Source organism: Mycobacterium sp. Panama NTM2, from assembly GCF_054355555.1.
In genome coordinates this window covers 2,746,774-2,771,361 of sequence record NZ_CM135953.1, presented here as the reverse complement: position 1 = coordinate 2,771,361, position 24,588 = coordinate 2,746,774, and the positions used below count along the sequence as shown (strand labels likewise).

The following is a 24,588-nucleotide window of genomic DNA, read 5'->3' as shown; positions in this document are numbered from 1 at the left end:
GCGGGGTCACCCGCGGCGGCTGGCCCTGCGATAGCCGATGGCCAGCGGCACCGCGCACACCGCGAAGATGCCGGCGGACCACAGCACCGTGAATAGGACCGGTTCGGCGATGGGCCCGTCCAGTGACAGGCCGCGCATCGCCTTAATCGTATAGCTGACCGGCTGGTGCTCCACGAACGGCTGCAACCACTTCGGGTACTGGTCGAGCGGAACGAATCCGATCGAGAAGAACATCAGCACCGCGACCACGATGTCGGTGGCCTGCGGGACCAGCGTGCTCGACGAGTAGAGCGCGAGCGTCAGCACCGCCGCGGACAACGCCACCCCGAACATCGCGGGCATGAACACCCACGCGATCGCCGCCGGCAGGCCCTGCTCGAACCGGAACCCCAGCGCGAACCCGACACACATCACGACCAGCGTGATCACCACGATGCGGACCCACTCGGCCAGCATCCGCGACAGCAGTCCGGCGGCGCGGTGCATCGGCACCACCCAGAACCGCGACAGCAGACCGGTGTCGCGTTCCCGCATGACGCTGATCGCCCCGATGATCGCTCCGGTCATCCCGCCCACGAGGGCGACCAGCGGAACCTGCCCGTACAGGCCGCTCTGCCCGCTCACCTGCTTGATGACGTCACCGAAGACGATGTCCAGCGCGGCGAGGAACCCGGCGGGCATCACCAGCGACTGCACCAGCGTCGCGGGATCGCGGCTCCACCGCCGCAGGATGCGGTAGGTCAGCAGCAGCACCTGCGGAACGAGCCGTCGCGGCGAGTTCTCCCACACCCGGGCGTCGCGATGCCGGCCGGACCGGTACGGCGCCTTCGCGACGGGCTCGGGAACCGTCTGCGAGACCGCCATCACCGCCTCCTCCTGCTGACGATGCGGTGCAGGACGACGGCGACGACCCCGGCGCCCACCGCCCACGCCAGTCCCGGGGTGAGGACGGCCCAGGTCACCTCCGGTGCCGCGTCGGTGGTGTCCCCGGCGAACGCCTGCAGGCCGTAGACCCACTGCGACAGCGGCTGATTGCGGACGAAGCCCTGAATCCAGTCGGGGAACTGCTCGACCGGCTGCAGACCCACCGATGCCAGCCCCAGAGTCAGCTGCGGCACCAGCATCATCGGTGCCGTGGCCTCGGGGTTCTGGGTGGCGATGCCGATGAGGTCTCCGATGACGGCGAGCGTGGCGCCGATCAGCAGCACCAGGCCGGCGAATCCGAGGGTGTGCCACACACTGCCGTGGAACCGGAACCCGATGACGTGGCCGCACGCCACCGACACGACAAGCGCGATCACGCAGCGGTACATGCTGGCCGTCAACCGGGAGGCCAGCGGCATGATCGCCGGGATCGGCATCGCGCGGAACCGCCGGTTGATGCCCTGCACCGAGTCGGTGGCCGAGCGGAACGCGGCGGAGACCGCCGCGAACCAGATGGCCTGCAGGATGATCAGCGGTGTCAGGTACTGCGCGTAGCTCGACAGCGGCTGGACCTGGCCCATCATCTGCTTGAGAGGCAGGTAGTAGCCGATCGTGAACACGATCGATCCGATGATCTGCGTCGCCAACTCGCCGTTGCGCAGCGTCGGGATGATCATCCGGACCGTGAGCACCCACCACTGCTGCAGCGCGCGCACCGGCGGCCGGGAGGCCGCCGGAACGGTGGACCGGGCGGGTGCGGTCGAGACTGCCCCGCTCACGCGTAGGCGCCCGCCGCCGGAACCTCGGTGCGCTCGCCTGCATCCCGGGGGTGATCACCCGTCAGCGCCAGGAACACCTCGTCGAGCGACGGGCGGCGCAACGCGATGTCCATCAACTCGATGTCGGCCTCGTTGAGTTTGGTCAGCGCGGCCATCAGCGTGCGCGGACCCTCCTGCGCCGGCATCGAGATGCGGTCCGAGGTCTCGGTCAGCGCGGCGCGGTTGGCCTGCGGCAGCAGCGGGCCGAGCACACGCACCACCTCCGGAAGGTCCGCGATGTGGCGGGGCACGATCTCGCAGTAGGTGCCGCCGGTGCGCTCCTTGAGCTGGTCGGCGGTGCCCTCGGCGATCACGGTGCCCTTGTCGATCACGATGATCCGGTCGCTGAGCAGATCGGCCTCTTCGAGGTACTGCGTGGTCAGAAGGGTGGCGATCCCGGCCTCTTTGAAGTCGGTGACCAGCTCCCAGATCGCTTGGCGGCTGCGCGGATCAAGACCCGTCGTCGGCTCGTCGAGGAACACCACCTCGGGACGGACCACCAGCCCGCACGCGATGTCGATGCGCCGCTTCATGCCGCCGGAGTACGTGCTGACCGGACGGTCGCTGGCTTCGACCAGATCGAACTGCTCGAGCAGCTCCAGCGCGCGCTCCTTGGCCACCTTCTTCTTCAGACCCTGCAGCCGGCCGAACATCAGCAGGTTCTCCCGGCCGGTCAACATGTCGTCGAGCGCGGCGTACTGCCCGGTCAGCATCAGGGAGCGCCGCACCCCGGCAGGATCGGCGACGACGTCGTGGCCGGCGATCAGGGCGCGCCCGCTGTCGGGGGTGATCAGCGTCGACAGGATGTTGACCGTCGTGGTCTTGCCGGCGCCGTTGGGGCCGAGCAGGCCCAGCACCTCGCCGCGGCCCACCTCGAAGCTGACGTCTCGCAGTGCCACCACCGAGCCGAACGACTTGCGGATGCCGGCGACGACGACCGCCTTGTCAGAGCGGGACATGAGCTCCTCCTGCCCGGTTGAGCCGTGTCACGAGAGATCGACGAGCGCCAGCTCGTCTCCGGCCGCATCCGCGTCCTCGGCGGCCAGCGCTTCCCGCGTGATCTCCAGCAGTGCGGTCGAGTAGTGCCGGGCAAAGGATTCCACATCGGTGGGGCCCAGTCGGCGGCTGTCGTACCACCAGTCGGTGTAGAGCACCCCGGCCGAGCGGTAGACCCGCAACTCCAGTGCATGCCCCAGGCCGGGCAGTGCGTCCCTGATCGGCATCGCGGTGTCGGTGTCGAAGCGGACCGCGGCGTCCTCGGGCTGATCGGCCGGGACGTCGGGGATGGTGCCCACGTGGGTGAACAGGATGTCGGCCGAGCGGGTGTCCGCCAACGCCCGGGCGGTCGGCGCGTACAGGTAGCGCAGCAGCCCGTAGCCGATGCCGTAGTGCGGCACCGCCTTCAGCGTCTCCCGCACATCGTCGAGCAGTGCCGACGCGCTGGTCTGCTGCGCAGCCGGCAGCGCGACCGGGTGCAGGGTGGAGAACCACCCGACGGTGCGCTGCAGGTCGACGTCCGGCTTGAGCACCGAACGGCCGCGGCCGCCGAGGTCGACGGCCACGGTGCCCTCGCCGACCGTGGCGGCCACGGTCCGGCCCAGGGCTGCCAGCAGGATCTCCTCGACCGGGAGACGCAGCCGCCGCCGGGTGTCGTCGATCTCCCCGGTCTCGGCGGGCGACAGCGCGCTCGACAGGCGCACCAGGTCGTCGGCGCCGGGGCGCTCGGTCGGCTCCGGGCCGGCCACGGTGACCGTGGCGGCGCGGGCGACCTGAAGCCAGTAGTCGCGGCTGTCCAGGACCGCCGGGTGGGTGGCCAGCCCGGCGCAGCGCTGCGACCACTCCCGCCATGACGTCGGGACCGGGGCGAGGGTGATCTCCTCCCCCGCCATCCGCTGCGAGAACGCGGTGACCAGGTCGGTCAGCAGGACGTCGCGGGAGGTGCCGTCGTCACCCGGACCGCTCGCGACCCCGTGCAGGGTCAGCGCGAGCGACGACCGGCCGCCATGCGCGCCGCGCAGGAACGTCGCGGTCAGCGGCGCGGTGAGCAGCTGGTGCTCGCGCACCTGCTCGTCCAACGCCGCCTGCACGGCCTCGCGTTCCTGCGGGCTGCCGGCTGCCACGCCGTCGGGCAGGGTCCGGACGATCAGCTCGGTGAACTCACCGGGGTCGGCGATGTGCTGCTCCCAGGTGCCCGCCCGTTCGACCAGGTGCACGCGCAGCGCGTCGTGGGCCGCGGTGACGGCGGCCAGCACCGCGCGGACGTCGTCCTCACCGATGTCGGCGCGCAGGCCCAGCACCACGGGGGTGCGCCAGCGGCCGACGTCGCGCAGACCGTGCTCGAGGAAGTAGGCGACGTTCGGCGGCACCGGCGGGGTGACGACGTCGTCGAGTGTCTGCCGGGCCAGGCCGCCTTCGGCGTACCGGGCGGTGAGCACCTTGGCCAGCGACGACACCGTCTGGTTCTCGTAGAGATCCTGCGGTGTGAGGTCCAGCCCGCGGTGTCCCGCGGTCATCGCGACGCTGATCGCGATCAGCGAGTCGCCGCCGATCTCGAAGAAGTTGGCGTTGCGGTCGATGTCCGGCAGGCCGAGGCACTGTGCCCACACCTGCGCGAGCACCGTCTCGACCGACGAGGCGCCACCGGCGGCGGCCGGTGCGGTCGCCGGCGCCGAGGCGTCGCCGGCGAGACCGTTGGTCGCCGGGGCGCCGCCCAGCCATGCGGCGTTGGCGTTGTGCTCGACCCAGTGCCGCTGCTTGGCGAACGGATAGCCGGGCAGCGTGACCAGGTGTGGCTCCGCGTCGGCGTTCTGGGCTGGGCTCCAAGCCGGCGTCCAGTCGACGTCCACACCCGCCGCCCACAACTGGCCCAGCGCGAGCAGGAACGTGTCGCCGTCGCTGCGGTTCTGCGCCTGATGACGCATCAACCGCACCGCCCGGTGGCGTTCCGACCAGCGCGGGTGCCGGCCCGCCGACGAGGTCAGCGTGCCGCCCGGACCGACCTCGACGAGCACCCGGTCCGGAGCGGAGAGCAGCAGGTCGAGCTCGTCGGCGAAGCGCACCGTGGCCCGGATCTGACGCGCCCAGGTGTTCGGGTTGGTGGCCTCGGCCGCCGACATCGTGGTGCCGGTGATGTTGGACAGCAACGGGATTCGCGGCTCGTTGAGCGTCACCGAGGACAGGAACGCACCGAACTCGGCGACCACCGGATCCATCAACCGCGAGTGGAACGCGTGCGACGTGCGGACCCGGCGCGCGGCGACGCCCTTCTCGGCCAACGCGGCCTGGAAGGTGCGAATCGCGTCCTCGCTGCCGGCCACCACACAGCTGCCGGGATCGTTGATGGTCGCGACGTCCACGTCACCGGTGAGATGTTCGGCGACGGCCTGCGGGCTCAGCGGCACCGCGACCATGACGCCGCGCGGGGCGGCATGCATGAGTTGTGCGCGCTTGGCGACGACCCTGATCGCGGTGTCGAGGTCGAACACCCCGGCGATCGTGGCGGCGGCATATTCGCCGATGCTGTGGCCCACCATGACCGTGGGCTCCACACCGTAGGACTGGATGAGCTTCGCGAGTGCATACTCGACGGTGAACAGCGCGGGCTGCGCACGGTCGGTGTGCTCGAGGTTGCGGCCCACCCCGTCAAAGATCTCGGCGCGCAGGTCGTAACCCATCAGCTCGTTGAACCCGGCCACGCACTCGTCGAAGTGACGGGCGAACACCGGCTCGGTGTCGTAGAGGCCGCGGGCCATGCCGATGTGCTGAGCACCCTGGCCCGGGAACAGGAAGGCCACCCGGTCGCCGGACTCCTCCGCGTCCGGGACCCCCTGACCTTCGAAGACGTTGTCCGTCTCGGCCGCGGACAGCACCGTCGCCGCGTTGGCCTGGTCGTGCACCACCGCGGCGAGCCGGAACGGATCCTTGCGGCGCCGGGTCAGCGTGTAGGCGGCGTCGGGCAGGCTGATCTCGTCGCTGTCGGCCAGTTCGCTCGCCAGCGCTGCGCGTGACTGCGCCAGCGCCTCCTGCGTGCGGGCCGAGAGCACCAGCACCTGCGGCTTCGCGCTGGGCGTCGGAGCTGCCGAGTACGGCGCCTCTTCGAGCACGATGTGGGCGTTGGTGCCGCCCACACCGAACGAGCTGACACCCGCGCGGCGAATGCCGTCGGACTCCCACGGGCCGTCGGCGGTGCGGATCCGGAACGGCCCGCGGTCGATGTGCAGCTCCGGGTTGGGGCTGGTGTAGTGCAGCGTCGCCGGGATCGCCTTGTGCTCCAGGCACAGGATCGCCTTGATCAGCCCGGCGATGCCGGCCGCGGTCTCCAGATGGCCGATGTTCGACTTGACCGAGCCCAGGTAGCAGGGCGCGCTGCGGGTCTCCTCGGCCAGCTCGAACGCCTGCCGCAGGCCTTCCACCTCGATCGGATCGCCGAGCGGGGTCCCGGTGCCGTGCGTCTCGACGTAGGTGATCGACGACGCGTCCACCCCGGCGATCGCGTGCGCCTCGGCGATGACCTCGGCCTGGCCCAGCGCGTTCGGCGCGGCGTAGGTCATCTTCGTGGCACCGTCGTTGTTCAGCGCCGATCCGCGGATCACCGCGTGGATGCGGTCACCGTCGTCGATCGCGTCGGCCAGCGCCTTGAGCACCACCACGCCGACGCCGCTGGCGAAGATCGTGCCGTCGGACCGCACGTCGAACGGCCGGCACTGCCCTGTGGGCGACACCATCGCGCCCTGCTCGTACCAGTAGCCGACGTGGTGCGGGATGCGCAGCGACGAGCCGCCGGCCAGCGCGATGTCGCATTCGCCGTTGAGAATCGACTGGCACGCCAGATGCACCGCCACCAGCGATGACGAGCATGCCGTGGCCACCGACAGCGCGGGGCCGCGGAAGTCGAACTGGTGGGCGACGCGGGTGGCGAGGTGGTCCTTGTCGTTCTGCAGGCTCAGGTTCACCATCTCGAAGCTGGCGCCCTGCCCGATCACCATCATCGGGTCGAAGTTCGACATCAGGTTGTGCAGCAGGTAGCCGCTGGAGCTGCTGGTGCCGAACACGCCGACGGTCGACTCGAGACCCTGCGGGTCGTAGCCGGCGTCCTCGAGGGCGTGGAACACCGCCTGCAGGAACAACCGGTGCTGTGGGTCGAGCATCCGCGCCGCGTACGGCGTGAACCCGAAGAAGTCCGCGTCGAACTCCTCGATGCCCGGCATCAACCCGGCCCGGCGGACGTAGCCGCGGTTGGCCAGCGCGCGTTCGGTGACGCCGTTGGCCAGCAGCTCGCTCTCCGACAGGTCGACGATCGACTCGACCCCGGCGCGCAGGTTGCGCCAGAACGCCGACACCGAATCCGCGCCGGGGAACTTCCCGGCCATGCCGATGACGGCGATCGCGTTGTCCGGGAAGTCCTGCTCGCCCGTACTGCTCGTCACGATCGTGGTCCTACCTTTCGCCGCGATGCGGCACGTTGACGCGCGGCGGCACGCTGCTGGGCGCGCTCGCGCAGGGCGTTGGGTCGTTCGGCGGACTCCTGCTCCTCCAGCCCGAGCTGTCGGATCAGGTCCACCGCGAGGTCGGTCAGTGTCGCGCCCTGCAGCAGCAGCGCGACCGGCGGTTCGACGCCGAAGTCACCGCGGATCGTGTTGCGCATCCGCACCGCCATCAGCGAGTCGAGCCCGAGCTCGGTGAGCGGCTGCGCGACGTCGACCGCGCTGTCGTCGGAGTAACCCATGATCGCCGAGATCCTTCGGCGCAGCCGGGCCACCACGACACGGTGCACCTCCGCGGCGTCCATCGCCTTGAGCGCGTCGGCGCCGCCCCAGTCCTCGTCGATGTCGTCGGTCTGCAGCTCACCCACCATGTCGGTGAAGAACCCGATCTGGTGGATCTCGGGGAACGCCGCCGCGGCACGGTCGAGCCGCAGCCGGGCGATGCCGACGCGCGGCAGACCGGCGGCCATGACCCCGCCGAGCGCGTCGACGCCCTCGGCCGGGCTGATCGGGTCGAGCACCGAGAACCGCAGCGTGCTGGCCAGACCCACGTCGGCCCACTGGCCCCAGTTGACCGCGATGGCGGGCAGTCCCGCCGCCTGCCGCGCCGCCACCAGGCCGTCCAGCCAGGCGTTGGCGGCCGCGTATGCCGCCTGCCCGGGCGAACCGAGCAGCGACACGATCGAGCTGAAGCCCACCCACCAATCCAGGTCCTTGCCGACGGTGGCCTCGTGCAGGCGCAGCGCACCCAGGGCTTTCGGCGCCCAGATGGTGTCCAGGCTCTCCCGGGTCATGCCGACGAAGATCTCGTCCTCGAGGACCGCAGCCGAGTGGATCAGCCCACGCAGCGGCTTGCCCGTCTCCTCGGCCGCCGCGACCAGTCGCCCGGCCACGCCGTCAGCCGCGATGTCGCCGGTGACGACCTCGATCTCGGCGCGCTGCCGCAGCGTGTCGAGCTCGGCGGCCACCTCGTCGGACGGCCCGTTGCGGCCGTTGAGCACGAGCCTGCCTGCGCCGTGGCCGACCAGCCAGCGCACGACGGCCATGCCGACACCGCCGAGCGCGCCGGTGACGACGTAGCTGCCGTCGGCGCGGACCGTCAGCTGCCCCGGCGTGGCGGGCAGCGCGGCGCGGGCGAGCCGCTCCACCAGGCGGGTACCGCCGCGCCATGCGACGACGTCGTCGGCGGAGTTGCCCTCGATCTCGGTGCTCAGCGCGCCGGCCGGATCGTCGGCGCCGGTGTCGAGCAGCGTGGCTTTCAGGTCGGGATGTTCGTACGCCAGCACGCGGACGAGACCCTTGAGGCTGTTCGCGGCCGGATTGCCCGGGCCGTCCGCCGCGGCGGTCACCAGACCACCGGAGGTGACGAGCCACAGGCGCGGCGCCTTGCCGTGCCAGCTGCCCACGATCGCGCGGACCGTCCCGGCGACTCCCCAGATCACGTCGCGGGCGTGCGCCAGCCCGGCGTCCGCCGAGTCGGTGTCGAAATCGCAGAACACGATGACGCCGGCCGGAGGCAGATCCGGATCGGCGGTCGCGGTGGCGAACGCCTCCCGCACCGCCGACTCGTCGCCGAGATCGGCGGTGACGACGCGTCGCGTCGGGCCACCGAACCGCTCGGTGAACTCCTGCGCCGCCGCCTGGCCCGCGGCGCCGTCGGCCAGCGCGAGCCAGCTGCCGGTGACCGCTTGCGCGGCGGGCGCAGCGGCCTCGACCCAGCGCGAGTCGAAGATCTTCTGCGACAACGGAAGTGGCACCGTGCGGCGCTGGATCCGCTTGAGCGCCACGTCGTCGACGCGGGCCAGCACGGCGCCCGTGTCGTCGGTCAGCGTGACCCGACCGGTGGCGTCACCGTTGTCGGCGACGCTGACGAGTTCGGCGCGGCACCGCGCCCGGCGGCCCAGCTCCGCGAAGACCCGGATCGTGCCGAAGCCCACCGGCAGGTAGGTGTCCTCACCGGAATCGGCCAGCGTCGCGTCGCTCATCGCGGCGGCCAGGCCCTGCAGCGCCGCGTCGAGCAGCACCGGGTGCAGCGTGATGCCGCGCTGCGGGGTCACCGACTCCGGCAGCTCGATCTCGGTGTCGGCGGCGTCGGCGGAGCGGGCGATGCGGGTCAGCGCCGCGAACGCCGGCCCGTGGTGGGCGCCGGTGCGCCGCAGTGCGGTGTAGAAGTCGGCCGGCGACACCGGGGTGGCCCCGTCGGCGGGCAGCACTTTGCCCGGCGTCTCGGGCTCGGCCGCGGCGATGGTGCCGACGGCGTGCCGGGTCCAGCCCGCGTCGGAACGGGAGTGGATCTCGACCCGCTGGACGCCGTCGTCACCGGCGGTGACCTGGGTGGTCAGTTGAGTCTTCGGGTCCAGCGGCAGCATCTGCTCGACCTCGACGGAGACCGCCACACCGGTGGCGGGCCGCCCGAGCGCTTCCTGCGCAGCGGCGAACGCGATCTCGGCGAAACCGGCGCCGGGCATGACCGGCAGGCCGTGCACGACGTGGTCGGCCAGCCACGGGTGCGCATCGGTGCCCACGTCGGACTGCCAGACGTGGCCGTTGCCCGTCGGAAGCTCGACGTGCACCCCGAGCAGCGGGTGCGAGCCCGCGTACTGCGGGGTGCCCGCGCGGTCGCTGAGCCAGAACGGCTCGTGCTGCCACGCCGTGGGCGGCACGTCGACGAGCCGGCCCGCTGCGCCCTCGGCGCTGACCGCGGGCGGGCGGACCGCCGCGAGCTGCGCGTGGAAAGCCAGCGTCTCGGGCGTGTCCCGATTGACCGTGGAGCCGACGTGGAAGCGCTTGCTGACCGACTGCGCGGCGAGGGTGTCGCTGATCGCATGGGACAGCAGCGGGTGCGGGCTGATCTCGATGAACGCACTGTTCTCGGCGCTGGCCTCGTGCACGGCCTGGCTGAAGCGGACCGGGTTGCGCAGGTTGGCCGCCCAATAGTCAGCGGTGTACAGCGGTGCGTCACCGGTGTAGGCCACGGTGGACAACAGTGGGATCTTCGGGGCGGCCGGCGTCAGCGACGCCAGCGCCTCCCGCAGCTCCGGCAGCACCGGATCGATCGTCGGGTGGTGCGATGCGACGTCCACCTCGACGCGGCGGGCCAGCCGGCCCTGCTTGTCGACGGTGGCGACGAGCTCGTCGACCTGCTCGGGCGGGCCGGCGATGACGACCTGCTTCGGTGAGGCGTACACCGCGATGGTCACGTCCGGCTTGTCGTCGATCAGCTTCTCCGCCGCGGCGGGGTCGAGTTCCAGCAGTGCCATCGCGCCCTGGCCCGAGAGCCGCTTCATCAGCCGGGTTCGGGTGGCGATGATGTCGAAACCCTCTGCGGGAGTGAGCACTCCGGCGACGACGGCGGCGGTGGCCTCGCCCATCGAGTGGCCGATCACCGCGTCGGGCTCCACGCCGTAGGAGCGCCACAGCTCGGTCAGCGCGAGCTGCATGCCGACCAGCACCGGCTGGATCCGGTCGATGCCGACGACCGGCTCCCCGGCCTCCAGCGTCTGGCGCAGCGAGAAGCCCACCTTGTCGACGAATGCCGGCTCGAGCTCGTCGACGGCCTTGGCGAACGCGGGCTCCTCCGCGAGCAGCGCCTTGCCCATGCCGGCCCACTGCGCGCCCTGCCCGGAGTACAGGAACACGGTGCCCTTACCGAGGCGGGCGTCGTGGGCGCCGATCACGCCGGGTGCGGGCTGACCGGCGGCCACCGCCCGCAGACCGGTGACGGCTTCGTCATGGGTGCGGGCGCAGACCGTCGCGATGGTCTGGTAGCGGCTGCGGTGGTGATTGACGGTGTAGGCGACGTCGGTGAGCGGCACCGACGCGCCGTCGCCGGCGAGCCAGTCGGCCAGCGACCGGGCCGAGGCGGCCAGCCGGGCCGGGGTCTTGCCGGACACGACGAGCGTGGTGACGGCCGGGGCCTCGGCGGTGGCGGGCGCGGGTTCGGGACCCTGCTCGAGCACGATGTGGGCGTTCGTGCCGCTGAAGCCGAACGAGGACACGGCCGCGCGGCGCGGGTGGTCGCTGGCCGGCCACGGCGTCGCCTCGGTGGGCACGTAGAGCCGCGTCGGCTTCGGATCGATCTGCGGGTTCCACTTGTCGAAGTTCAGGTTCGGCGCGATCGTGCCGTGCGCCAGCGTGAGCACGGTCTTGATGAACCCGGCCACGCCGGCAGCCGCTTCGAGGTGGCCCATGTTGGTCTTGACGGTGCCCAGCGCGCAGGGCACGTCGCCCTTGCCGTAGATGGCGGCCAGCGCGTCGAACTCGATCGGATCACCCAGAGCCGTTCCGGTGCCATGGCATTCGATGTAGTCGACGGTGCCCGCAGCGACGTCGGCCGACTTCAGCGCCCGCGTCAGAACGTCGCGCTGCGACGGCGCGTTCGGTGCGGTCAGCCCGTTGGACCGGCCGTCCTGGTTGACCGCCGAACCGCGGATGACGCCCAGCACCCGGTCCCCGTCACGCACCGCGTCGGTGAGCCGCTTGAGCACGACCACGCCTGCACCCTCACCGCGCACGAACCCGTCGGCGCGCGAGTCGAACGCGTAGCAGTGCCCGTGCGGGGACAGCATGCCCCACTTGGCAAGCGCCAATTGGGTTTCCGGGCGCAAGTTGAGGTTGACACCACCGGCCAGGGCGAGGTCGCTCTCGCGCATCCGCAGGCTCTGGCAGGCCAGGTGGATCGACACCAGCGACGACGAGCACGCGGTGTCGACCGCGACCGCCGGGCCCTTGAGGCCGAGCAGGTAGGCGATGCGGCCGACGGTGACGCTGTGCGCGTTGCCGGTGGCCGAGTAGGCGTCGATCGCGTCGGCGTTCTCCGGCGAAGCGTTGTGGTACTCGCTGTAGTACACGCCGAGCATCACCGCGGTGCGGGATTCGCCCAGCTGATCGGGTGCGTAGCCGGCGTTCTCCAGCGCCTCCCACGCCACCTCGAGCGCCACCCGCTGCTGCGGATCCATCGACATCGCCTCGCGGGGAGTGATGCCGAAGAAATCGGCGTCGAAGCCGGTGATGTCCTCGAGGTAGGCGCCCCACTTGGTCGGCATCCGGCCCGGCACGCTCATGTCGGTGTCGTAGAACGCCTCGGCGTCCCAGCGGTCGGCGGGCACCTCGGTCACCGCGTCGGTGCCGCTCTCCAGCAGCTTCCAGAAGCTCTCGGGTCCGGTGACACCGCCGGGCAGCCGGCAGCCGATCCCGACGACGGCGATCGGCTCGGCACCGGCGACGCGCGAGGCCTTCTCGAACTGTTCGGCCAGCTTGTCCCGCTGCTCGGCGGACATCGCCGAGATCCGGTCGAAGGTGGTTTTGATGTTGGGGGTTTTTGGCTTGGGGGTCGTCATCAGATGGTGCCCTCACTGCCGGCGTTGGCCGACTCGACGGAAGATTCGATGCTGTCGAAGAGGTCGTCGAGGCTGAACTCGTCGGAGTCGTCCGCCTCTCCGGGCTCGTCCTCCGGTTCGGGCGAGGCCTGCTGCATCGGGGCGAGTAGCTCGGCCACGAACTCCGACAGCTGCGCGATCGACGGGTGGTTCCACAGCATGGTCGCGGACAGGTCGATGCGCACCAGCGCCTTGGCGTCGCGGAGCAGGTTCATCGCCATCATCGAGTCCAGGCCCAGCTCGGGGAACGCCGACTCGACGTCGACCGCGGTCTCCGGCATGCCCAGCTCGCGGGCCAGGATGGCGCGCAGCCGAACCCGCAGCGTCTCCACCGTCTCCTTCGCCGACATCGTCGACCAGTCGATGAATTCGGTTGCTGCCGACGCGGTTTCGCTGACCGCGGGGGCCGGGGCCGACTCGACCGGCGCGAAGGTCAGACCGCGCACGTCCACCCAGACGGTGCCGTCGGGGCCGGTGACCTGCGCATCGACGACCAGAGCGGCCCCGTCACCGTCGCGCCGGAACACCTCGATGGTGGCCGTGCCCGCAGCTGCGTCGTTCGACTCCGCGAGGCTTTCGGCGCCGGCGGGGAGCAGCAGCGCGGCGTTGTCGGCGTCGGCGAGGCGGGCGACGTGCACCGCGGCGTCCAGCAGGGCCGCGGCAGGCGACTCGGTGTCGGGCACCTCGACGGTGCCGCGTGCGCCGGCGGTCGTCGCGGTGGCGTCGGCGACGGTCCAGGTGAACGGACGGCCCTCGACACCCCAGGCGCGCTGCATGTCCTCGATGGCCGCGCCGTCGAACACGGTGCCGACCGGACTCTGATCGCCCTGCCGCGGCTGCTGCGGGGCGGCGGTCAACGTGGCACTGGCGTGCCGGGTCCAGCGCTGCGGGGCGGCGTCGGCGGTGGCGCTGGACCAGATGGTCAGCGCGTCGCCGTCGGCGACGGCGTGGATCACCTTCGGCGCGTCGGCCAGGATCGGGTACTCGAACCGGACGTCGCCGGCGATCCGGTCACCGCCGACGCGCTCGGCGAGCGCCGACAGCGTGTGCAGCACCACCGAGACGGGCACCACTTCGACACCGCGCACCCGGTGCGCGTTCGCCCAGGTCCGCTCGCCGGGCAGCAGTCGCGCCCGCCACAGGTGCTCGTGGTCGGCCGATTCGGCCGGCTCACCGAGCACCGTGCCCCACTCAGCGGCGGGCACCGCGGACAGATCGGCGTCCTCGCCGGGCCCCGCGACCAGGCGGTCGAGCACCTTGACCGCGGCACGCATGCGATAGGCCTCGGCCAGTCGCGGCCAGTCGGCGCCTGCGAGCACGATCTGCGTGCCGGCTTGCGGGCTGAGCACCGTCGGCAGCATGCGGATCGCGACGTCGTTGGGCATGGGCTCCAGCCCCGCGGCCTTCATCTGCGGCTGGGCGTCCGACCAGGACTTCCACAGCCCCCAGTCGACCACCGTGGCCGGCAGGCCCAGCGCGCGCCGCGCATAGGCGAAGGCGTCGGCGAACGCGTTGGCCGCCGTGTAGTGCGCGACCGCGCGGGACCCGAGCAGCCCGGTGACCGACGAGAACAGCACGAAACGGCGCACCGGCGTGGTCAGCGACAGCTTGTGCAGCACGGCGGCCGCGTCGACCTTGGCCCGGAACATCGGCCGCAGATCGTCGTCGGTCATGTCGGTCAGCAGCGCTTCACCGCCCGCGAGCGAGGCCAGGTAGACGCCGTCCAGCGGCGGCAGGTCCGCGCCGAAGCGCTCGAACACCGCCGCCATCGACGCATCGTCGCCCGCGTCGGCGGCGACCTCGACCAGCGTGGTGCCCTTGGCGGCGACTTCCGCGGCGAGGTCGGCCAGGCCGGTGCCGCGCCGGGACACCGCGACCACGGTCGCCGCGCCCATGTCGGCGAGCTGGCGGATCAGGTACGGACCGACGTTGCCGGTGGCGCCGACGACCAGGTGGCTGGTGTTGTTCTCCAGCCGGTTCACCGCGACGGCGGGCAGCGCGCGGGGCGCCAGGCGCGGCACCCGCCGCTCCCCCGCCCGGTAGACCACCTGGTCGTCACGGTCGGTGCCCGCGCCCCCGAGCGCCTCTGCGGCTTCGGCGTGCAGGTACGCGCCCAGAAGTTCGGCGGGCAGCGTCTCGTCGACGTCGATCAGCCCGCCCCAGAACTCGGGATGCTCCAGGGCCAGCGTGCGACCCTGACCCCACAGCACCGCGTGCGCCGGGTTGGCCCGGTCGCCCTCGGCCACCGGCTGGGCGTTGCGGGTGACGACGAAAAGCCTTGGCGCGGAAGATGTTTCGGCGAGTGCGACGACGATCCGGCGCAGCTCGTCGAACATCTGGTACGCGGCGGCGGCGTCGAAGCGCTGCGCCGGGACCGCCGGCGCGTACACCAGGACATCTGCTGAACCCATGCCGTCGAGCGCGTCGAGGCCGACCGAACGGCCGTTCAGCGCGGCCGCGAGTTCGGCGTCGTCGGAGATCACGGCGATGCCGCCGTCGACGCGCCCGGGTGCGAGATCGCGCACCGGCCAGGTCACTTCGTGCATCCACTCGTGGTAGCCGCCCTCGGCGTGGGTAGCGGGCGCCTCCGAAGCCCCGGCAGCCCCTGCCGGCGCACCGGCGGCCGCGCGCATGGCTGCCGTCTGAATCCAGTGGTGCGCGTGATGCCACGGCGTGGTGGGGATCTGCACGCGAGGCCCGGGCCGAGACGGCGTCTTCGGCGGCCGGGTCGTGTGGGTGGCGTTGAGGTTGGTGCGGAACGTCAGGGTGTCGTTGGCGTCGCGCTGCAACGTCGCGATGCTGTGGTGATGGCTCGGGCCTGATTTCTCGTCTCCGACGAGGGCCGCGAGCGTGTCCTTGATCGCATACCCGAGCAGCGGATGCGGGCTCACCTCGACGAACACGGTGTTGTCGGCACCGGCGGTGGCGACCGCGCGGGCGAACCGCACCGGGTTGCGCAGGTTGGCCACCCAGTGGTCGGCGTCGAAGACATTGGTGCCGTCGGTGGGCCGGCCGTCGGTGGTGACGAGCACCGGGATGGTCGGCGTGCGGGGCTGTAGCGTCGCGAGCTCGGTCCGCAGGTCCTCGAGGATCGGGTCGATGATCGGGTGGTGCGAGGCCACGTCCACATCGACGCGGCGAGCGAGCTTGTCCTGCGCGTCGACCACGGCGATCGCGGCGTCGACCTGGTCCGGCGGACCGGCGATCACGGTCTGGTTCGGCGAGGCGTACACCGCGACGGTCAGCCCGTCGTAGCCCGCGATCAACTCCTCGGCCGCGGCGGCGTCGAGCTCGAGCAGCGCCATCGCGCCCTGCCCGGACAGCCGCTTCATCAGCCGCGACCGGGTGGAGATCACCTTCAGCCCATCGGCGGGGCTCAACGCCCCGGCCACGACGGCCGCGGTCACCTCACCCATGGAGTGGCCGATCACCGCGTCGGGGACGACGCCGTGGGAGCGCCACAGCGCGGTCAGCGCCAACTGCACACCGACCAGCACCGGCTGGATGCGGTCGATACCGACGACGGTCTCGCCGGATTCCAGCGTCTGGCGCAGCGAGAAGCCGGCCTGGGCCACGAAGTCTGGTTCGAGCTCGTCGACGGCGGCGGCGAACGCGGGCTCGTCGGTGAGCAATCGCCGGCCCATGCCGGCCCACTGCGAACCCTGTCCGGAGTAGAGGAACACGGTGCCGGGCTTGGCGCCGGTTCCGCAGGCGCCGTCGTGCACAGGCACCACGCCGGGGGCGGGGTAGCCCTCGGCGAGCGCGCGCAGGCCGGCGACGGCCTGGGTGCGGTCGGTGGCGGCGACGGTCGCGAAGCGGGGGTGCTGGGCGCGGCGATGGTTCAGCGTCTCGGCGACGTCGGCCAGGCTGACCTCGGCGGCGGCGGGGCTGTCGAGCCAGTCGGCCAGCGCGCCGGCCAGCGATGCGACGCGCGCCGGGGTCTTGCCGGTCACCACCAGCGTGCTCACCGGCGGTTCCGGTTGTGGCGCAACGGATTCGGACTCCGGGGCCTGCTCCAGCACGATGTGGGCGTTGGTTCCGCTGACGCCGAACGACGACACCGCGGCGCGGCGCGGACCCTCATGGGCGGGCCACGGCGTCGGCTCGGCGGCGATGTGGAACTTCTTCGCACCCTCCCCGGCCTGCGGGGTCAGCGTCGAGAAGTGCAGCATCTTCGGGATGAACCCGTGCTGCAGACTCAGCACGGTCTTGATGAAGCCGGTGACACCGGCCGCCGATTCCAGGTGGCCGAGGTTGGTCTTCACCGAGCCGAGCACCAGCGGCGCCGCGTCCTTGCGGTCGCCGTAGACGGCCGAGAGCGCGTCGAGCTCGATCGGGTCACCCAGCCCGGTGCCGGTGCCGTGCGCCTCGACGTAGTCGACGTCGGAGGGCTCCAGCCGGGCGTTGCGCAGCGCCGTGCGCATCAGCTCTTGCTGGGCGGGCCCGTTGGGCACGGTCTGGCCGCTGCTGGCGCCGTCCTGGTTGACCGCCGACCCGCGCACCACCGCGAGCACCCGGTCGCCGTCGCGCTGTGCGTCGGACAGCCGCTTGAGCACCACGACGCCGCAGCCCTCACTGCGCACATAGCCGTCGGCGTCGGCGTCGAACGTCGCGCACCGGCCCGCGGGCGAGAGCATGCCCCAGCGCGAGCACGCGATGTTGTTCTCCGGGCTCAGGATCAGGTTGACCCCGGCGGCCAGCGCGTGGTCGCTCTCGCCGCGGCGCAGGCTCTGGCAGGCCAGGTGGATCGACACCAGCGACGAGGAGCACGCGGTGTCGCTGACCACGGCCGGGCCCCGCACGCCGAGGAAGTAGGAGAGCCGGCCGGCGGCGAAGTTGGGCGCGTTGCCGAACGGGATGTAGGGGTCGATCTCCTCGGGTTCGAGTACGCCGATCACCGAGCGGAAGTAGTCGTTGGCGGTCAGACCGACGAACACGCCGGTCGACGAGCCGCGCAGGCTGCGGGGGCTGATGTTGGCGTTCTCCAGCGCCTCGACCGCGACCTCCATCAGCAGCCGCTGCTGCGGGTCCATGCCGGCGGCCTCGCGCGGTGAGATCGCGAAGAACTCCGCGTCGAACTCGTCGGGCTTCCATGTGGTGAGGAAGCCGCCCTCGCGGTTGCAGATCGTGCCGGGGACGCTGTGGTCGGGCGAGTAGAACTCGTCGGCGTCCCAGCGGTCGGCAGGCACCCGGATCACGCCGTTGCCGCCGTCGAGCAGGAACTGCCAGAACTGATCGGCGTCGGCGACGCCGCCGGGCAGGCGCGCACCGATGCCGACGACGGCGATCGGCTCGGTCTCGGCCTTCTGCGCCGCCGCCAGCTTCGCGGACAGATCGTCGAGCTTGCGCAGCGCCTCGGTGATGATCGCCCGACGGTCCGGCGCGGCGCCCGAACCGGGCGATCCTGAGCTTGCGGTCATCACACTCAATTCAATCGTTCCGAGAGCCTGGCCAGCAGTTCGTCCTCGGCCAGGTCGTCGTAGGCGTCCTCGGGTTCCCCGATCGCGTCAGCATCGGGGCTGCCGGCGACCTCGTCGTCGTTACCGGCGGTCTCGATTATCTCAGGCAGCACCGACGCCAGATAATCGGTGAGCGCCTCGATGGTCGGATAGTCGAAGACGACCGACGCGGGCAGGACCTCCCCCAGGCTTTCGCTCAGCGAGCGCTGCAACGTTACGCTCATCAGCGAATCCATGCCGAATTGGAAGAAGCCGACCGTCGGGTCCAGCGTGTGGGCCGAGGCCAGGCCCATCGCGGCAGCCACCTGCGCGACGACGTGATCGGCCAGCAAATCCCTGCGGTGCTCGGCCGGTGCATCGCGCAGCGCGGTCCGGAACGCGGTGTCCCCGGTCAGCGTCGCCGCGGCGTCGTCACCGTCGAGCAGCTCGTCGAGGATGTGCAGCTGGGCGCGGGTGTGATACGCCGCCGCCAGGCGCGGCCAGTCGGCGGCGACCACGGTCGCCCGGGCGGGTGCGCCGGGCCCGGTGACCAGGCGCAGCGCCGAGATCGCGATGTCGTCGGGCATCGGCTCAAGTCCGGACTCCGCGGTGGCCTGCTTCTCGAAGCCGGTCTGCACGTCGGCCAGCGACTTCCACAGCCCCCAGTTGATCGCGCACGCCGGCAGGCCGGCGGCACGCCGGGCGTAGGCGAAGGTGTCGAGGAACGTCGTCGTCGCGGCGTAGTGCGCCAGCCAGCGCGAACCGAGCACACCCGAGATCGACGAGAACAGCACGAACTGCTCCACGGGCTGAGCGAGTGACAGCTCGTGGAGGTGGCTGACCGCGTCCATCTTGGAGCGGAACATCGCGACGACGTTGTCGCGGGTCATGTCCGCCAGCGTCACCGGCCCGCCGCTCATCGCCGCCAGGTAGACACCGCCCAACGGAGGCAGGTCCCCGCCGAACCGCTCGAACAGCGCGCCCAGGGCCGCGCCGTCGGAGGCGTCGGCCGCCGCGGTGACCACGGTGGTGCCCTGCGCCGCCAACCGCGCGGCCAGCTCGTCGAGCCGGGTGCCGGGGTTCCGCGACACGGCGACAACGGTGGTCGCGCCCATCGCGGCGAGCTCCTCGATCAGCCGCGGCCCGATGTTGCCGGTGGCGCCGATGACCAGGTGGGCTTTGTCCGGGTTCAGTGGCGCCCCGCCGGCACGCGGCAGCTGATGCACCAGCCGTGCCACGCGGCGCTCGCCGGCGCGGTACACCACCTGGTCTTCGCCGTCTCCGGCGTGTGCCTCGGCGAGCACCAGACGGGCCGTCACCGGGGCCGGCGCCGAGGCGTCGACGTCGATCAGCCCGCCCCAGATCTCGGGATGCTCCAGAGCCAGCGTGCGGCCCAGACCCCAGAGCACTGCCTGTGCGGGGTTGGCGCGATCCCCTTCGCTGACCGGCTGGGCGTTGCGGCTGAGCAGGTACAGCGTCGGCGGTGCCGGCTGCTCGGCCGCTGCCGCAGCGAGTGCGCGGGCACCGTCGAACAGGTCGTATCCGAGCTCGTCACCGGCGCGCTCAGCCGGCGCGAACAGGACGTGGGTCGCGCCCGAAAGCGCCTGCGCCAGGTCGTCGGCGTCGGCGCCCCGGGTGACGACGGGCGATCCGAGGCGGCGCGCCATCTCGGCGCCGATGCGGTCGTCGCCGACCACCACCCAGCTGCCGGCCGGGGCATCGGTGCCGGGGGTGGCGAGCGGCTTCACCGGCCAGGTGAGTTCGCAGAACCACTCGGCCGGCACCACGGTGTCTGCGGGCAGTGCCCCGGGTCGGCTCGCCGGGACACGGTGCGCCGACCGGACGTCCACCCAGTGCCGGGTGCGCTGCCAGGGGGTGGCGGGAAGCACGACGTGCGGCTCGCCGTGGTGCGGCGTCTGGGGTGGCCGGGTGGTGTGGGTGGCATTGAGGTTGGTGTGGAACGTGACGGTGTCGTCAGCGTCGCGGGCCAGCGTGCCCAGCGACAGGATGCCTGCCTCGTCGGCCAGCGTGGCGGCGATCGGCTGACCCAGTGTCGGGTGCGGGCTGACCTCCACGAAGGTGCCGTGGTCGGCAGCCGCGGCGAGGATGGCGCGGCTGAACCGGACCGGCTCGCGCACGTTGGCCACCCAGTAGTCCGCGTCCAGCGTCGGGGTCTGCGTCGGGTCGGTGACCGTGGACAGGAACGTCAGCGTCGGCGCGGCCGGCGTGATGTCGGCCAGCGCGGCGCCGATGTCGGCGAGCACCGGGTCCATCAGCGCGGTATGGGACGCGACGACCATGTTGACGCGGCGGGCGAACGCATTCTCCGCGGTGACCGCGGCGATGACCGCGTCGACCTCATCGGGCAGGCCCGCCACCACGGTCTGGCGCGGCGACAGATAGCCGGCGATCTCGACGCTGTCGTGCGCGGCGATGTGCGCGGCGGCGGTGTCCTCGTCGACGGCGAGCAACGCGACGGCGCCCTGGCCGGCCAGCCGCGACATGATCGAGGAGCGGGCCGCGATCACGGCGAGCCCGTCGGCCAGGGACAGTGCCCCCGCGACGACGGCCGCGGTCACCTCACCCATCGAATGCCCGATCACCGCATCCGGATGCACGCCATAGGACCGCCACAGCTCGGTCAACGCCAGCTGCAGGCCCATCAGCACCGGCTGGACTTCGGCGTCGCCGCTGACCGGGCGGCCCTCGGCGAGGATCTCCTGCAGCGAGAAGCCCACCTTCTCGACGAACACCGGCTCGATCTCGGCCACCGCGGCCGCGAACGCGGGCTCATCGGCCAGCAACCGCCGACCCATCCCGGCCCACTGCGACCCCTGCCCCGAGTACACGAACACCGTGCCCGGCTTCGGGACGACTCCCCCGGCCGGTATGACGCCGGCGGCGGACTCACCGGCCGCCAGCGCGTGCAGACCGGTGATCGCGTCGGCGCGGGTGCGTGCCGCGACGGTCGCGAACGTCGGGTGCTGGGAGCGGTGATGGTTCAGCGCGTGCGCGACGTCGGCGAGCGACGCCTCCGCCCCGGCACCGGCCATCCACTCCGCCAGCATCCCCGCCTGCGCGGCGACTCGCTGCGGCGTACGACCCGACACCACCAACGTGGTCACCGGGGTCTCGTCCGGCACGTCGGCCGGCACGGTCACGGGCGCCTGCTCGATGACGACGTGGGCGTTCGTGCCGCCGAAGCCGAACGACGAGATCCCGGCCCGGCGCGGCCGCCCGGCCGGCGCCCACTCGGTGTGCTCGGCCACCACGGCCAGCCGCAACTTGTCGAACGGGATGTGCGGGTTCGGGGTCTGGTAGCCGAGGTTGGCCGGAATGGTGTTGTGCTGCAACGCCAGCACGGCCTTGGCGAACCCGGCGATCCCAGCTGCGGCCTCCAGATGGCCGAGGTTGGACTTCACGGCGCCGACCAGCAGTGGCCGGTCCGCGGGCCGACCCTTGCCGAGTACCGTGCCCAATGCGCGGGCCTCGATCGGATCACCCAGCAGCGTGCCGGTGCCGTGTGCCTCCACGTAGTCGACCTCGCGGGGTTCCACCCCGGCGGCCGTGTAGGCCGCGCGCAGCACCGCCATCTGCGCGGAGGGATTGGGTGCCATCAGCCCGTTGGACCGGCCGTCCTGGTTGACCGCAGATCCGCGGATCACCGCGAGCACCCGATCGCCGTCACGCTGGGCGTCGGAGAGGCGCTTGAGCACCGCCACGCCACAGCCCTCGCCGCGGACGAACCCGTCGGCGGCGGCGTCGAAGGCATGGCACTGCCCGGTCTTCGACATCGCGTCGGCCTGGTCCAGGCTGCGCGTGCCCGCCGGTGACAGCAACAGGTTCACCCCGGCGGCGAGTGCCACGTCGGAATCCCCGGTCCGCAGGCTCTGGCAGGCGAGGTGGATCGCCACCAGCGACGACGAGCACGCCGTGTCGATGGTGACCGACGGGCCGCGGAAGTCGAAGAAGTACGAGATGCGGTTGGCGATGATGCTGATCGATCCGCCGGTGCTGTACCAGGCGTCGATGGCGCCCAGGTCGGCCGCGCCGAGCTGTGCGTAGTCCGCGGCGCTGGCACCCGCGAACACGCCGGTGCGGGTCTCGGCCAGGGTGTCGGCGGGGATGCCGGCGTTCTCCAGCGCCTCGTGGGTGACTTCGAGCAGCAGCCGCTGCTGCGGATCCATCCGCATCGCCTCGCGCGGGATCACCTCGAAGAACTCGGCGTCGAAGGCGTCGACGTCGCGCAGATAGGAGCCCCAGCGGGTGGTGTTCGCCAACGCGGTCGCGCCGTCGGCGGTGCCGTCGTCGAACGGTGCCCACCGCTCGGCAGGCACCTCGACCACCGAGGACCGGCCCTCGGTCAGGAAGTCCCAGAACGCGTCCGGGCCCTCGATGTTGCCGTCGGCCTCGGCCCCGCCCGGCAGCCGCAGGCCGAGCCCGACCACTGCGATCTGCTCGTCGGACGATCCACCGGAGCGCACGCCGACCGGCCCCTCGACCGGCTCCACCTCGCCGCCGGTGAGAAACTTCGCCAGCGAGTCGACGGTCGGGTACTGCCAGAAGTCCACTGGCGACACCGGCCGGCCCAGGTACTCCGACAGCACACCGGTGAGCACCACGGCGTCGCGCGAGCCGACCCCGAGGTCGTGCATCGAGGCGCCGCGCGCGATGTGCTCAGGACTGCAACCGTTGTTCTCAACCAGGTAGTCGGTCAACCAGCGACGAACCGCAGCCTCGTCGAAAGCAGAGGTCATCTAGTGGCGTCCAACCGTTGGAACTTGTTGTCGCGGTAGAGGTCTGCGCTCATCGCGCGGCGCACCTTGCCGCTGGTGGTCAGCGGCAGCGAGCCAGGTGGCACCAGCGCGAAGTCGGCGAGCCGCACGCTGTGGGTCATCGAGATGGCCGAGGTGACCTGCTGGGTGACCGCCTCCAGCTGCGCCGGATCGACCTGCTTCTTCAACTCGGCGATCACCACCAGCTTCTCGCTCGCGCCGTCGGGCACCGAGATGGCCGCGACCCGACCACCGGTGAACTCCGCGACCGTGCCTTCGATGTCGTCCGGGTAGTGGTTGCGGCCGTCGACGATCAGCAGATCCTTGATGCGTCCGACGATGTAGAGCTCGTCGTCGAACATCACGCCGAGATCGCCGGTGCGCAGCCACGGACCCTTGGGGGTGTCGGCGCTGGGCTCGGCGAGCTGCCCGGAGAACAGCTTCTGGGTCAGCTCGGGGTTCTGGTAGTACCCGCCGGCGACGTGCTCGCCGTGCAGCCAGACCTCACCGATCCTGCCGGCGGGGTTCTCCGTCAGCGTCTCGGGATCGACCACCCGCACCGTCGTCGACCGCGGGACGCCCAGACCGATCTGCTCGGTGCCGTCGTCGGCGACCTCGCTGCGCACCGCCTGCCCCGCGGCCAGCTTCTCGTAGTCGAAGCGCACCGCCGTCGGAGGCCGGCCGCCCGCGGTCGCCACCACGTACACCGTCGCCTCGGCCAGACCGTACGACGGCCGCATCGCGGCATCGGAGAGGCCGAACGCGGCGAAGCGCTCGTTGAACCGGCGGACCGTGGTGCCGTGCACGCGCTCGGCGCCGTTGATCATCACGGCCACGGTGCTGAGGTCCTTGCCGGCCATGTCGTCGTCGCTGGTGCGTTTGACGGCGAGCTCGAACGCGAAGTTCGGCGCCGCGGTGAACGCGCTGGGATGGGAGCCGAGCAGCTGCATCCACCGCGCGGGCTTCTGCATGAACGAGATCGGGCTCATCAGAGCCGCCGGGGTGCCCAGCATGATCGGGATGAAGACACCGACGATCAGGCCCATGTCGTGGTAGAAGGGCAGCCACGAGACCACCGTGGTGTCCTCGGGCGCCCGGCCCTCCGGATAGGCCTCGTAGTAGTCGGTGAGCAGCTCGGCGACGTTGACCAGCACGTTGCGGTGGCTGACCACCACACCGGCGGGCAGCCGGGTCGAGCCCGACGTGTACTGCAGGTACGCGGTCTTGGGCAGCGCCGCCGGCGCGGCCGGGCGCAGTGGCGAATCGAAGTCCAGCGTGTCGACCTCGAGGAACTTCGGCGCGCGCTGACGGTCGAGCTGACCGTAGTGGCGGATGTCGTCGACGACGGCGGAGGTGGTCAGCACGGCGACGGGCTGGGAGTCCTTCATCGCGCCGGTGACGCGCTCGTCGTGCTGACGCAGCTGCGGCATGGTCAGCGGCACCGCGATGAAGCCGGCCTCGATGGCGCCCAGGAAACCGATGATGTACTCCAGGCCCTGCGGCGCGAGGATCACGGCGCGGTCGCCCGGGGAGCCGAGGGTGGCCAGCTTCGCGGCCACCACGCGGACCCGGTGGTGGACCTCGGACCAGGTCAGCGTCTCGGAGATGCCTGCGGGGTCGGCCTCGTAATCGAAGAACGTGTACGCGTCATCGTCGGGTTGCTGCTGCGCACGGTCGGCGAGGAGCGCGGGAATGGTCGTCACGGTGGGCGCCGTCAATGCTGGCATCAGTGATCCTTTCGCAAACATCTCCCGACATGGTCTCGCGCGTCG

Annotated in this window: 8 protein-coding genes; all 8 read right to left on the bottom strand. The window is 71.6% G+C overall.

Annotated features, from left to right (window positions below):
* Positions 1–6: 6 nt before the first annotated feature.
* The 8 genes from ACXYX3_RS13135 to ACXYX3_RS13100 are packed head-to-tail and all read right to left on the bottom strand — an operon-like array spanning position 7 to position 24,543.
* Entirely contained in the window at positions 7–864 is an 858-nt protein-coding gene (locus tag ACXYX3_RS13135; RefSeq protein WP_458607800.1) for an ABC transporter permease, read from the bottom strand.
* Positions 864–1,703, bottom strand: a complete 840-nt coding sequence (locus ACXYX3_RS13130; RefSeq protein WP_241206644.1) for an ABC transporter permease — start codon at positions 1,701–1,703, stop codon at positions 864–866. The genes ACXYX3_RS13135 and ACXYX3_RS13130 overlap by 1 nt, the downstream gene beginning before the upstream one ends.
* Complete coding sequence (locus ACXYX3_RS13125; protein WP_458607799.1) at positions 1,700–2,701, bottom strand: ATP-binding cassette domain-containing protein; 1,002 nt, start codon at positions 2,699–2,701, stop codon at positions 1,700–1,702. The genes ACXYX3_RS13130 and ACXYX3_RS13125 overlap by 4 nt, the downstream gene beginning before the upstream one ends.
* Positions 2,702–2,728: 27 nt before the next feature.
* Positions 2,729–7,111: a type I polyketide synthase gene (locus ACXYX3_RS13120; protein WP_458612077.1), complete on the bottom strand. Its 4,383-nt coding sequence runs from the start codon at positions 7,109–7,111 to the stop codon at positions 2,729–2,731.
* Between the two features lie 53 nt (positions 7,112–7,164).
* The gene (locus ACXYX3_RS13115; RefSeq protein ID WP_458612076.1) at positions 7,165–12,534 is read right to left on the bottom strand and encodes a type I polyketide synthase; all 5,370 of its coding nucleotides are present in this window, start codon (positions 12,532–12,534) and stop codon (positions 7,165–7,167) included.
* 29 nt (positions 12,535–12,563) lie between these two features.
* Entirely contained in the window at positions 12,564–18,023 is a 5,460-nt protein-coding gene (locus ACXYX3_RS13110; protein WP_458611960.1) for an SDR family NAD(P)-dependent oxidoreductase, read from the bottom strand.
* A gap of 5 nt (positions 18,024–18,028) precedes the next feature.
* Entirely contained in the window at positions 18,029–22,798 is a 4,770-nt protein-coding gene (locus tag ACXYX3_RS13105) for an SDR family NAD(P)-dependent oxidoreductase (RefSeq protein ID WP_458611959.1), read from the bottom strand.
* Entirely contained in the window at positions 22,795–24,543 is a 1,749-nt protein-coding gene (locus tag ACXYX3_RS13100; RefSeq protein WP_458611958.1) for an AMP-binding protein, read from the bottom strand. The genes ACXYX3_RS13105 and ACXYX3_RS13100 overlap by 4 nt, the downstream gene beginning before the upstream one ends.
* Between the last annotated feature and the right edge of the window lie 45 nt (positions 24,544–24,588).

Coding starts and splice junctions, on each gene's coding strand:
- ACXYX3_RS13120 (WP_458612077.1), bottom strand. CDS start 7,111: ATGGCCGGGAAGTTCCCCGGCGCGGATTCGGTGTCGGCGTTCTGGCGC.
- ACXYX3_RS13125 (WP_458607799.1), bottom strand. CDS start 2,701: ATGTCCCGCTCTGACAAGGCGGTCGTCGTCGCCGGCATCCGCAAGTCG.
- ACXYX3_RS13110 (WP_458611960.1), bottom strand. CDS start 18,023: ATGACCGCAAGCTCAGGATCGCCCGGTTCGGGCGCCGCGCCGGACCGT.
- ACXYX3_RS13105 (WP_458611959.1), bottom strand. CDS start 22,798: ATGACCTCTGCTTTCGACGAGGCTGCGGTTCGTCGCTGGTTGACCGAC.
- ACXYX3_RS13100 (WP_458611958.1), bottom strand. CDS start 24,543: ATGCCAGCATTGACGGCGCCCACCGTGACGACCATTCCCGCGCTCCTC.
- ACXYX3_RS13135 (WP_458607800.1), bottom strand. CDS start 864: ATGGCGGTCTCGCAGACGGTTCCCGAGCCCGTCGCGAAGGCGCCGTAC.